Here is an 11779-nt window from a genome sequence, read left to right as displayed (position 1 = left end):
GGAAGTGGGGGCAATTCCACCGGACGATTGCCCCCAGTTCAGACACATTATGCTGCGCACATGGGGGAAATGTGCCCCAATGAAGGGGGCGGGAGGCATAAGCTTTGTACACTATTGAGTTATGTCTTCTGATCAACAGAAAGAGCCCATTCTTCCGCTCCCCGTAGAGCCGTTTGATGGCCCTACCGCTGATACTCCGTTCCCCGAAGCCCTTGATGAAAACCCGATAGCCTCCGGGTTTGAATCCGAATTGCGCAACTCTATCGCTGAGGCCAAGCGCGTCGTTGTAAAGATTGGTTCCTCGTCGCTGACGGATGAGAATTTCCGCGTGGCGCAGGAAAAGATCGATCACATCGTTGATGCTGTCCACGCACGCATGGGACGCTCCGATGTCATCATCGTTTCCTCCGGTGCGGTTGCTGCCGGTATGGGCCCGCTCGGCCTGCACCAGCGCCCCACCGACCTGGCTACGAAGCAGGCTTCGGCGTCTGTGGGCCAGGTACACCTCGCCTATGAGTGGGGCCGTTCCTTTGCGCGTTATCAGCGCACCATCGGTCAGGTGCTGCTTACGGCCTCCGATGCCGGACACCGCGACCGCGCCCGCAACGCGCAGCGCACCATTGATCGTCTGCGCCAGCTGCGCACCATTCCCATCGTGAACGAAAACGACGCCGTTGCTACCTCTGAGATGCACTTCGGCGATAACGACCGCCTGTCGGCCTTGGTCGCCAACTTGGTGGGCGCAGACGCGCTCTTCCTGTTCTCTGATGTCGATGGCCTCTATGACAAGAACCCGGCCGAGCCGGATGCGAAGTTCATCGATGAGGTGCGCACCGGTAAGGATCTCAAGGGCGTTGTTGCCGGCGATGGCGGCAAGGTCGGCACCGGCGGCATGGCCACGAAGGTCTCCGCCGCCCGCCTGGCCACCCGCGGCGGCATTCCTGTGCTGTTGACCTCTACCGATAATATTGGCCCCGCGCTTTCCGATGCCTCCGTGGGCACCGTCTTCCACACCCGCGAGGAACGCCAGCTTTCGGCTTGGAAGTTCTGGGCGCTCTACTGCGCCGATACCGGCGGAGCCGTCCGCCTGGACGAGGGCGCCAAGGAGGCCGTGACCAAGGGCGGTACCTCCTTGCTCGCCGTGGGTATTACCGATGTCCGCGGTGAATTCAACAAGGGCGAGATCATCGATATCTTGGGCCCGAAGGGCGAGGTTATCGGCCGCGGTGAGGTCCGCTTCGATTCCGAGGAATTGAACGCCATCAAGGGCATGCAGATGAGTGAGCTGCCAGAAGATAAGCGCCGCTCCGTCGTGCACGCGGATTACCTGTCCAACTTCGCCTCTCGCATCTAGCTAAGTGCCGTACGCTGGTCCCATGAAGTATTTTATGGGACCAGAAACGTGGCAGCCGATGGTCGATGACTTAAGCGCTGCCGGCCACGAACGCGTAGAAAACCTCGAAGACGCAGAGGTTTATGTCAATAACACACCCAGCCCACGCCGCATCCCAGAGATGCCGGACAATATCGGCTGGGTACAGCATTGTTTTACCGGTGTAAACCAACTCATTGATGCTGGATTGATTACCCCTGAGGGCTTGCCGTGGTGCAATTCCGCCGGCGCCTTTGCCAAGCCGGTGGCCGAATGCGCCTTGGGCCTACTGCTCTCCCAAGCTCATCAGCACAAGGCCTTTGTGCAGGCCGGCACCTGGTCGGTGGCCAAGGAGCTGGATGAAGCGCAGGAGTGGATCTATGACCAGCAGGGGCCGAAGAAGGTAGCGATTTTGGGTGCTGGTGGCATCGGCAAGCAGCTCATTGCCCTGCTCAAGCCCTTTGGGGTGTACATCACCGCCGTGAATCGCTCTGGGCGCCCCGTGGAGGGCGCCGATGAGGTGGTTGCCATGGCTGATGCCGCACACGTGTGGGGCGAGGCCGATGTTATTTTCTGCATCCTGCCCGCCACGCAGGAAACGGAGGGGCTAATCGATGCCGCAAAGTTCCGCGCCATGAAACCGTCCTCGCTGTTTATCAACGTCGGGCGCGGCAGCACCGTGGTTACCGATGACCTCGTGGATGCCCTGCGCGAGGGTGAAATCGCCGGGGCCGGCTTGGAAGTTGTGGACCCAGAGCCGCTTCCCGATGGCCACCCGTTGCTCTCCCTGCCCAATTGCACCATGACCCCGCACATCGGGGCAACAAAGCACGTGGCGCAGTACCACATGGGCGATATTTTTAATGCCAATGCCGTCGCGTGGGATAAGGGTGAGCCCATGCCCACCCAGGTAGATCCGGAGGCGGGATACTAGAAAGCTTAAGAGCCACGGACAGCGAAGCCTGGGTGCGTCGTGTGTGTACCGAAGAAAGGACGTACCGCCCACTGTCCGTGGCAAGTGAAATTAAAAGTTCAATGTGTTGAACTACTGCTAATTTAACACTTATCCAAGGGCAACACAAGCACGATTATTAAGATGGTGGACATGCACCTAGAAGAACTCCCTACCCGCAGCCAGGACTACCTCAAAGTTCTGTGGGACTTATCGGAGCATTCCGGCGGCGCCCCAGTGGGGCTGAAGGATGTGGCGGGGCGCCTGGATCAAAAGGTGCCTACTGCCTCAGAGGCGATTAAAAAGCTCGCCGCTCAAGGGCTGGTGGAGCATGAGCGCTATCAGGGCGTCTCATTGAGCCCTGCGGGCCGCGAGCTGGCGATGCAGATGGTGCGCCGCCACCGGCTTTTAGAAACCTTCTTGGTAGAGACCCTGGACTATTCCTGGGACGAGGTGCACGAGGACGCTGATCGCCTCGAGCACGCCTGCTCCGATCGCTTTATTGGCCGCATCGATGCGCTGCTGGGATCCCCCGACCGCGATCCGCACGGCGATCCCATTCCCGATATTGGCGGCGGGATCGAGGATCTTGGCACGCTCACGCTCGCCAGCGCCCCGCTCGATGCGCCCGTGACCGTGGAGCGCGTCTGCGATGAGGATCCTGGCCTATTGCGCTACCTCGACCGCTTTGGGGTGGAGCTGGGCAATGAGCTGCGCGTAAGCGATAGCGTGGCCGGCTTATTGACGGTGCAGACCAAAGGCGGCGAGATGTCGCTGGCGGAGGTGGCCGCCCGCGAGATCACAGTCCGCCTGTCCTCGTCTAATTAACGCGCGGCGCAGCAACGCAGTGCTGCGCCGCGCCGTGCGACGCCATGCCGCGCCGCACGTTAGGAAATCGCCTTATAGGCCGTCATGCTGGCGAGGTAAAAGACGCCGGCCACAATGGCGATGGTGCCGCCGGCCGAAAGGCTTAAGTGCGCGGCGATAAAAAGCCCGGCGACCGCGATGGTGATACCAATGATGCCCGCCCCGATAAGCAGCGCCTCTGGGCGCGATACCCACGGGCGCAGGCCCGCGGCCGGGGCCACGAGTAGGGCAATGGACAAGATGGTGCCGACGGCGGGGATGACGGCGGCCATCGTCAAGCAGATAAGGCCGAGCGTCAGGGCATCGTAAAGCCCGCTATGCGGGGACGTGCTGGGGTCGAAATAGGCCTGGAAGAGGCGGCGCCGGCAGGCCAATACCGCCAGCAAACAGATAATGACAAGGCCAGCCGCGACGGCGACATCGCGGTGGTTGACCGTGGTGAGCGAGCCCACCAGGAAGCTATCGACGTGCAGCGGCAGCGGCTGAAACCAGCGCAGTAGCAAAATGCCCAGCGCAAAGCCCAGGGTGAGCGTGGTGCCCGCCGCAGCGGTAGAGGATACGCCATGCACCTTACCCAGGTAATGCATGAAAATCGCCAGCGGAATGCAGACCGCCACGGAGCCGAGCATGAGCCCATCGCTTAAGTTGGCGCCCACCGCATTGGCCACGACGACGCCGATGACCGCGCCGGGAAAGGTGCCGTGGGAGAGGCTTTCGGCAAAAAAGACGCGGTTGCCTAGCACCATGAGCGTGCCCACCAGCCCGGAGAGGCAACCCACCGCGATGGCTTCGAAGAATGGCAATGTTAAGACACCCATATGCGCCTGCCTAAAAGTGCGAGCGGAACGGTCAGGGAAAGCGACAGCGCGACGATGGCCTGCGGGGAAATCTGGTGGGAGGTTACCGAAAGCATGAGCCACAGGCCTACGCATACGGCTAGCACCGCGCCGACCAGCGCCCACAGGAGCATCTGCACCGGGGTACTGGCTAAGACGCGCCCGACCAGGCCTGGTACCACGACGAAACCCAAGACGAGCAACACGCCGATGGCGGAGCTCGCGGCGACGACGATAAGGCCCACCGCTACGTTGGCGATGACATCGACTAGCCCCACGCGGATGCCGGTGGCGTGCGCTGATTCGCGGTCAAAGGCTACGGCGACTTGCGAGCGCCAGGTGGCCAGGATGAGCAGGGCGGCAACCGCACACAAGATGATCGAGGGGATCATGCGGTCAGTGGTGATATCGAGCAGGCGGCCAAACATAAGGGCCTCCAGCTGGCCGGAGCGATCCCCCACGGCGAGGCTGATGACCACGCCGATGCCATACATCAAGGTCAGCACCACCGCGGTGCCGGACTCATGATCGTGGCCATCGCCGCCGGAATTAAGGCGCGCCAAAATAAGCACCGCGATGCCCGCAGCAGCGGCGGCACCGGGCAAGATGCCGGGAAACCCCGCCACGGCCAGGCCAATGACGATGCCCGGGAATACCGAGTGGACCAGCGCCTCGACGCTAAATTCCATGCGGCGCAGGTTGACCACCACGCTGACTATCGCGCCGGTCAAGGCCACGCACAGCAAAAAGAGGGCCGCGCGCTGCATATAAGGAGCAGTAAGCAGAAGCGTCACATCTCCCCCTGAAATACCGACGTGGCCTCCAGGTAGCGCTCGACGGCATCCTCGGTATCAAGGACCTCGCTGTGGCCGTCCACGATGAGCATTCCGGCATCGCAGGCGCGCTGCGCCAAAATGGGATCGTGGGTGGAAATGAGCAGGGCAACCCCGCTTTCCTTAAGCTTGGCGATGATCCCTAAAAGCACCTGCCTGCTATCCTGATCAAGGCCATTGAAAGGCTCGTCCATGAGCACGAGGTCAGGGTGCGAGGCGAGCGCGCGGGCGATGAATATGCGTTGGCGCTGCCCGCCCGATAGCTTGTCCCAGCGCGTCTTCGCCTTATCCGTCATGCCGACGAGTTCCAGCGCTTGCGTTATCTGCGGGTGCAGGCGGCGCATGCTGCCCATGCGCTCCCACCACGAGGCCTTATTGAGCAGGCCCATTTCCACGACCCGGCCAGCGGTGACGGGGAAAGTGGGATCGCAGGTGTGGTGCTGGGGAACATATCCCAGCGTCGCCGTGCGCTCGTGCTCGCCGCGCAGCGTCGCAAGGCCAGCGATGGCCTTTAAGAGCGTGGACTTACCGGCACCATTAGCCCCCAGCAGCGCGATGGCCTCACCTTCGTGGATGGTTAAGGAGACATTGTCCACGATGGTGGTGGTGCCATAGCCACAGGAGGCATGGGAAAGCTTTAGAAGCGGTGCACTCATTATGCGTTATCCAGGCTGTCTGGCAGATCGGCCGCTTCACCGTCCCAGGCTTTTACCAGGGTAGTGACGTTGTGGATGATGGAGCCGATGTAGGTGGCGCCGTCGCTATTCGGCACGCCCAAGGAATCGCCGTACAAGGCGTCTTCATCCGTAATGGCCTTGACACCTGCGGCGCGGGCGATGGCTTCGATGGACTTAGAGTTATTGGAGTTTTCCGCGAAGATGGCCTTGGCACCGGAATCGCGGATCTCCTTGGCGGCATCCTCGATGTGCGAGGAAGTAGCATCCTGTTGGTTATTGAAGTCCGTGAGCGCGGATCCGATGAACTCCACGTCATAGTCGTTGGAGAAGTAGCCGAAGGCATCGTGCGATGAAAAGAGCACGCGGTCCTGCTCAGGGACGGTCTCTAAGGACTCGGTGACCCATTTATCCAGCTCGTCGAGCTGCTTGGTGTATTTTTCACCGACTTCCTTCACGGATGGTTCCTTATCGGCCAAGGCATCCACGATGTTTTGTACCTGGATTTTGGCGTTCTTGGGGGAGGTCCATACGTGTGGGTCGTGGGTGAATTCCGGTTCCTCGCCGTCCTCGCCGGGGAAGGGCCACGGGCGAAGGTCTACCTTGTGGTTGGAATCGTCATCGCCTGCAGTGACGATGGTCTCGCCGTCGAAGCCGGAGGACTCCACGGCGTTATCGAGGAAGTGCTCGAGGTCAACGCCGTTTTTAAAGAGGAAGTCCGCATCCGCCATGGCACTCATCTGCTGCGGGGTCATCTCATGCTCGTGCGCGCTGGCATTCGGTGCCAGCAGGCAGGTGAGATCGAGGGTGGTATCACCCCCTCCCTCGGTGGTCTCCTTGCCGCTGGAATCCACCTTGTGAAGCGTCATGCCACCCTGGGCAATCTGGGTGAGGTAATCGCAAATCTGCGTGGTAGTGGCGACGGCCTTGATGGCCTGATCGTCGCCCGAACCGGAGCCCGCGTTGGCACCGTTGCCGCCGTCATTCGTGCTGCAGGCGGCGAGGGCGAGCCCGCTCAGGGTCAACATCAGGCCCAGCTTGGCCACGTTCTTTTTCATGAGTGCTCCTTTTTCAGGCTGAAACTTATCAAACAAAGAATAAACATACCCAATTAAAAGTTTCAAGGTATTGAACAATAAGATTTGGTATTGTGAGGTTCACTGCACTTTCGGGCTAGGGTAGGGAAGTGGTTTTCTCTGCGTGGCCTGTCCAATTCAGGCAAAGCGTGAGGTTCACGGCGGGCGGCTGAAAAACTCGGGCGGGTACGTTACTCTGGTATGACATGAGCAACACTGAACGCGAAGAAGTTCTGTCCAAAGCCCGTGCTGCAAAGGACGTTGCGCCCGTCGTGGCGCAGCTGTCCACGCCGCGCAAGAATGAAATCTTGCAGCGCGCAGCCGAAAATCTCATTGCCCACACCGATGACATCCTTGCTGCCAACCAGCAGGACATTGAGGCAGGCCGCGAACGCGGCATGTCCGATTCCCTGATTGACCGCCTGACCTTGGACGCTGCCCGCGTCGAGGGCATTGCCGATGGCCTGCGCCAAGTCGCTGGCCTGCAAGACCCGGTAGGCGAGATCCTGCAGGGCCGCACCATGGATAACGGCATCCAGATGAAGCAGGTGCGCGTCCCGCTCGGTGTGATGGGCATGGTCTACGAGGCCCGCCCGAATGTCACCGTGGATGCCTTCGGCCTCGCTTTGAAATCCGGCAACGTGCCGCTGCTGCGCGGTTCCAAGTCCGCGCGCAACTCCAATACCAAGCTGGTGGAGCTCCTGCAGGACACCCTTGCAGAGTTTGATCTGCCGCGCGAGGTAGTCCAGCTCCTGCCCTGTGAGACCCACGATTCCGTCCAGGACTTGATTACCGCCCGCGGCTTGGTGGACCTAGTCATTCCCCGTGGCGGTGCCAAGCTCATCGAGGCTGTAGTTACCGGCGCTACCGTTCCGGCCATCGAGACCGGTACCGGCAACTGCCACTTCTACATCGATGCTTCGGCCGATATGGACAAGGCCATCGACATGGTCATCAACGGCAAGACCCGCCGCACCTCTGTCTGCAACTCCACCGAGTGCGTGCTTATTGATGCCGCGCTTGATGATGCCACCAAGCTGCGTATCGTCCGCGCCCTCCAGGACGCAGACGTCACCGTCCACGGTGATGTAGACGAGCTCGAGGGCTTCGGCGCCACGGACGTTGTTCAGGCTACCGAGGAGGACTGGCGCGAAGAGTCGCTGTCCATGGATATCTGTGCGAAGGTGGTCGACGGCGTTGACGCTGCCATCGCCCACATCGCGGAATTTACCACCGGCCATACCGAGGGCATCGCCGCCCAGGATGCGGACGTCTTGGTCAAGTTCGGCAACGAGGTTGATGCCGCAGCCGTCATGCTGAATGCCTCCACTGCCTTCACCGATGGCGAGGTCTACGGCATGGGTGCAGAAATCGGTATTTCCACCCAGAAGCTGCACGCTCGTGGCCCAATGGCCCTGCCGGAGCTGACCTCCTCCAAGTGGGTCCTCCAAGGCACCGGTCACGTACGCCCATAAGAACGTGCGCCTTTTTCCTCTCTCTCTCGCGCCGCCGCTGGCTTTGTAGCTATCTCCGCCACGGCGGCGCTTGGCATGTCTGTGCTCACACCTGTCGCGGCAGCGGGGGAGACTCATCCGCCGGCCGAGACCTGCCCCGACTATGTATTCCTTGCCGCGCGCGGCTCGGACCAAAATGAGGAACACGGGGAGTACTTCGGCCCGCAGCGCTATTCGGACCAGGGCGCGGAATCCAATGGCTATGAAGGTCCCAACCTCGCAGCGCTCTTCCACCTGGTAGAACAACGCCACCCCGGAACCATGGATAATGCCTACGTGCTGGCGTTGGATGCGGATGCATATCCGGCCTCTATGAACCTTCCACCGTTGGCCCAAGAGGGCGAAAACCTGGGCCCGCTGCAGCTGATGCGCCGCTTGGGCGGGGTGCTGCTGGAACATCCCTTGCATGAGCTGGTCTATCAGGTCACCGTTGGCTTTGTGCAGAGCCTGCGCAGCGGTATGAACAACGCGCCGCGCGTGGTGGAGAAGTACGAAGAGGAAACCGGCTGCAGCCCGCGCTATATCACCGCTGGGTATTCGCAAGGAGCCATTATCGCCACCAGCGCGGAGCGCTACCTCGCGTCCCAGGACAAGCTCGCCGGGGCGATCTACCTGGGCAATCCCTTGCGGCGTCCCGGCGGCATGGCCGGGCCGATTCCGCGATATCTCATTCCTCACAGCGCCGCACTGCAGGCCGATCGCCGGATCGATTACTGCCTTGCCGGCGACTTCGTCTGCGACCTCAACCTGCGCAATGCCAAAGACACCCTGGCCACCAAGGCCGCCCACCACGCCTCATATTTCCGCGATAGCGAAGGCGATGCGGCAGTGGAACAGGACAATGCCCGCGTGGCCGATACCGTGGCTGGCTGGCTTAACTCCCCAGCAGGGTAGCGGCTATACTCTCCAGCCATGACTAATTCCCAGCGCATTGGGATCATGGGCGGCACCTTTGATCCAATCCACAATGGCCACTTGGTCGCCGCCAGCGAGGCGGCGCACCGCTTTGCCCTCGATACCGTAGTCTTTGTGCCCACCGGCAAACCGTGGCAGAAGGCCTCCCGCGAGGTCACCGCCGCGGAGCACCGGTATTTGATGACGATGGTGGCAACTGCCTCCAACCCGCGCTTTACCGTCTCCCGCGTGGACATCGACCGCAAGGGCCCTACCTATACCATCGATACCCTGCGGGATCTGCGCGAGCTTTTTCCGGACGCCGAGTTTTACTTCATCACCGGTGCGGATTCCCTGCAATCCATTATGAGCTGGCATAACTGGGAAGAGATGCTGGAAATGGCGCACTTCGTGGGCGTCACGCGCCCGGGCTACGAGCTGAGTACGGACATGCTGCCCGCCGGTTCGCGGGAGGATATCAACCTTATCGATATCCCGGCCATGGCCATTTCTTCCACGGATTGCCGCGAGCGGGCCGCCCAAAACCGCCCGGTGTGGTACCTGGTTCCGGATGGGGTGGTGCAATACATCACCAAAAATAACCTCTACTCGGCGCAGCCGGATAAACCTTTATAGTTCAAGTTTGGGCACAATCGCGCCGAACGTGCAAGAATAGACAGCTAAAAGACACTTCCTCACCAGACGCGAAAAGGGAATTTTTATACATTGTCTATTTCTGATCTCGCCCGCCGCATGGCGGCAACCGCGGCGCATGCCGCACAGGACAAGCTGGCAAGCAATATCGCTGCAATCGATGTCTCCGATGTCCTCGCCATCACCGAGGTTTTTGTGCTGGCTTCTGCCGATAATGAGCGCCAGGTCGGCTCCATCGTGGATGAGGTGGAGGACCAGATGACGGCTCAGGGCTTCGAGCCGCAGCGCCGCGAGGGCAACCGCGAAAACCGCTGGGTGCTGTTGGATTATGGCAATATCGTCATCCACGTGCAGCGCACGGACCAGCGGGAGCACTATGGGCTCGACCGCCTCTACCACGATTGCCCTTTGGTGGACATTGAGGGCATTGAGCCACCCGAGCGCCCCGGCGATTGGACCAACGGCATCAATCCGCGCACCGTGGATTCCATTGATGAGCTGCCATTGGCGCAAAAGGCCCCTGGCGAGGACGAGGAGCTTTAACCCCACCATGAGCCGCCGCCTGATTCTGATCCGCCACGGACAAACCACCTACAATGCCTCCGGCCGCATGCAGGGCCACTTGGATACTGAGCTTTCCGATGTCGGCTACGAACAGGCCCGCGCCGCTGCGCGCCTGCTCCGGGATCAGGGCGTGGTAAAAATCGTCGCCTCCGATTTGCAGCGCGCTCGGGAAACCGCGCGGGTAGTGGCAGAATCACTCGGCTTGGACTTTTCTACGGACCCTCGCCTGCGCGAGACCAATCTAGGGCAGTGGCAGGGAAAGAGCTCTGCCGAAGTGGATGCGGAATTCCCCGGCGCCCGCGCCATCTGGCGCCACGATCCCACCTGGGCCCCGCCAGAGGGCGAGTCCCGCGTGGACGTGGCACGGCGCGCCCGCCCGGTCATTGACGAGCTCATGCAGGAATTTTCCGGTTGGGATGACGGCGCCGTACTCATCGTCGCCCACGGTGGCGCAATCTCCGCGCTCACGTGCCACCTGTTGGGCTTGGATCACGGCCAGTACGGAATTTTATCCGGTCTGAAAAATACCCACTGGTCGCAGCTGACCGCCCGCCCGGATTTCAATCCAGAAACCCCCGTGACCTCCCTGGAATTTACGCCGGAGACGGTGGCGAGCGCACAATGGTACTTCGACGGCTGGAATATGGGTGGCGAGGTCACCGGTGATGGAGGGGCAGATACCTAGTGACCGTTCGCGTCATTACTGACTCCGCGGCCAGCCTGCCCCCAGAGATCGCTGAAGAACTCGATATCACCGTCATTGACCTACACGTGATGGATAGCGAGGATAAGGGCGGAAAGCTGCGCACCACCTCGGGCCTGTCTTCCCTCGAATTGGCCGCCGCCTACGGCCGGGAAATGGAAAAGGCGCAGGATGATGGCGTGATCGCCATCCACCTGTCCAAGGAGCTTTCGTCCACGTGGTCGGCGGCGGTGGCCGCAGCTGGGGTTTTTCCCGATACGGTGCGCGTTATCGATTCCGGCTCGGCCGGCATGGTCATGGGCGCGGCGGCGATGGCGGCTGCTACCAAGGCGGCACAGGGCGCGGCGCTGGAAGAATGCCACGCGGCGGCGCTAGACAGCATCGAACGCGCGGCTACCTGGGTGTACCTGCATTCCACGGAGGATATGCGCCGCTCGGGCCGCATGTCCGCGGCCACCGCCATGTTGTCCACCGCGCTTTTAGCCACCAAGCCGATTATGTCCATCGTAGATGGCAAGCTGGAGTTGGTGGGAAAAACCCGCACGCAGACCAAGGCCTTTACCAAGGTGGTAGAGATCATCGCCGCCCGCGCCGCCGGGGAGCCCGCCTTCATCGCCATTCAGCATAACCAGGCCGGCGAAGCGGCGGACAAGCTGCAGGGCCTCTTGCGCGATGCCCTACCAGAAGGCACGTCCTTTATCACCACGCCCCTAACCGAGGTGCTCGCCGTGCACGCTGGACCCTCCGCCATTGGGGTATCTGCGGTATTTAGCTCCTAGGCCCTCGCACGCACGGGCGAAGCCCGACGGCCTGTGCGCCCCCGATTGTGGATAACCACCC

Annotated in this window: 13 protein-coding genes; 9 read left to right on the top strand and 4 right to left on the bottom strand. The window is 61.3% G+C overall.

Annotation, left to right across the window (positions count from 1 at the left end):
- Nucleotides 1–121 precede the first annotated feature (121 nt).
- The 3 genes from proB to QP908_RS02950 all read left to right on the top strand — a co-directional run bounded on the left by proB (nucleotide 122) and on the right by QP908_RS02950 (nucleotide 3152).
- The gene (gene proB, locus QP908_RS02960) at nucleotides 122–1354 is read left to right on the top strand and encodes a glutamate 5-kinase (protein ID WP_023023537.1); all 1233 of its coding nucleotides are present in this window, start codon (nucleotides 122–124) and stop codon (nucleotides 1352–1354) included.
- A gap of 22 nt (nucleotides 1355–1376) precedes the next feature.
- A complete protein-coding gene (locus QP908_RS02955; protein WP_239268697.1) occupies nucleotides 1377–2306 on the top strand; it encodes a D-isomer specific 2-hydroxyacid dehydrogenase family protein in 930 nt (309 codons plus the stop codon).
- Between the two features lie 171 nt (nucleotides 2307–2477).
- Complete coding sequence (locus QP908_RS02950) at nucleotides 2478–3152, top strand: metal-dependent transcriptional regulator (protein ID WP_034659051.1); 675 nt, start codon at nucleotides 2478–2480, stop codon at nucleotides 3150–3152.
- Nucleotides 3153–3211: 59 nt separating this feature from the next.
- On the opposite strand, the gene QP908_RS02945 is transcribed toward QP908_RS02950, so the two are convergent.
- The 4 genes from QP908_RS02945 to QP908_RS02930 are packed head-to-tail and all read right to left on the bottom strand — an operon-like array spanning nucleotide 3212 to nucleotide 6592.
- Entirely contained in the window at nucleotides 3212–4009 is a 798-nt protein-coding gene (locus QP908_RS02945; protein WP_023023531.1) for a metal ABC transporter permease, read from the bottom strand.
- On the bottom strand, nucleotides 3997–4821 hold the full coding sequence (locus tag QP908_RS02940; RefSeq protein ID WP_023023529.1) for a metal ABC transporter permease: 825 nt from the start codon (nucleotides 4819–4821) through the stop codon (nucleotides 3997–3999). The genes QP908_RS02945 and QP908_RS02940 overlap by 13 nt, the downstream gene beginning before the upstream one ends.
- A complete protein-coding gene (locus QP908_RS02935; protein ID WP_284771602.1) occupies nucleotides 4818–5516 on the bottom strand; it encodes a metal ABC transporter ATP-binding protein in 699 nt (232 codons plus the stop codon). The genes QP908_RS02940 and QP908_RS02935 overlap by 4 nt, the downstream gene beginning before the upstream one ends.
- The gene (locus QP908_RS02930) at nucleotides 5516–6592 is read right to left on the bottom strand and encodes a metal ABC transporter substrate-binding protein (RefSeq protein WP_284771601.1); all 1077 of its coding nucleotides are present in this window, start codon (nucleotides 6590–6592) and stop codon (nucleotides 5516–5518) included. The genes QP908_RS02935 and QP908_RS02930 overlap by 1 nt, the downstream gene beginning before the upstream one ends.
- 224 nt (nucleotides 6593–6816) lie before the next feature.
- Here QP908_RS02930 and QP908_RS02925 point away from each other — a divergent pair, with 224 nt between their 5' ends.
- The 6 genes from QP908_RS02925 to QP908_RS02900 all read left to right on the top strand — a co-directional run bounded on the left by QP908_RS02925 (nucleotide 6817) and on the right by QP908_RS02900 (nucleotide 11718).
- On the top strand, nucleotides 6817–8085 hold the full coding sequence (locus QP908_RS02925; protein ID WP_239268691.1) for a glutamate-5-semialdehyde dehydrogenase: 1269 nt from the start codon (nucleotides 6817–6819) through the stop codon (nucleotides 8083–8085).
- A 75-nt stretch (nucleotides 8086–8160) separates the two neighbouring features.
- The gene (locus QP908_RS02920; RefSeq protein WP_239275181.1) at nucleotides 8161–9018 is read left to right on the top strand and encodes a cutinase family protein; all 858 of its coding nucleotides are present in this window, start codon (nucleotides 8161–8163) and stop codon (nucleotides 9016–9018) included.
- 18 nt (nucleotides 9019–9036) lie between these two features.
- Nucleotides 9037–9654 carry a nicotinate-nucleotide adenylyltransferase gene (nadD, locus tag QP908_RS02915; RefSeq protein WP_023023517.1) on the top strand — a complete coding sequence of 206 codons (618 nt, stop codon included), beginning with the start codon at nucleotides 9037–9039 and terminating at the stop codon, nucleotides 9652–9654.
- A gap of 117 nt (nucleotides 9655–9771) precedes the next feature.
- A complete protein-coding gene (gene rsfS / locus QP908_RS02910; protein ID WP_198010486.1) occupies nucleotides 9772–10215 on the top strand; it encodes a ribosome silencing factor in 444 nt (147 codons plus the stop codon).
- Nucleotides 10216–10222: 7 nt separating this feature from the next.
- The gene (locus QP908_RS02905; RefSeq protein WP_005277992.1) at nucleotides 10223–10921 is read left to right on the top strand and encodes a histidine phosphatase family protein; all 699 of its coding nucleotides are present in this window, start codon (nucleotides 10223–10225) and stop codon (nucleotides 10919–10921) included.
- Complete coding sequence (locus QP908_RS02900) at nucleotides 10921–11718, top strand: DegV family protein (RefSeq protein WP_239268687.1); 798 nt, start codon at nucleotides 10921–10923, stop codon at nucleotides 11716–11718. Before QP908_RS02905 ends, QP908_RS02900 begins: the two co-directional genes overlap by 1 nt.
- The last annotated feature ends 61 nt before the right edge of the window (nucleotides 11719–11779 follow it).

This window comes from Corynebacterium sp. MSK204, from assembly GCF_030229885.1.
Classification (GTDB): Bacteria; Actinomycetota; Actinomycetes; order Mycobacteriales; family Mycobacteriaceae; genus Corynebacterium.
Note: the sequence above shows the minus strand (reverse complement) of the source record. Positions and strands in the feature narration are given on the sequence as shown.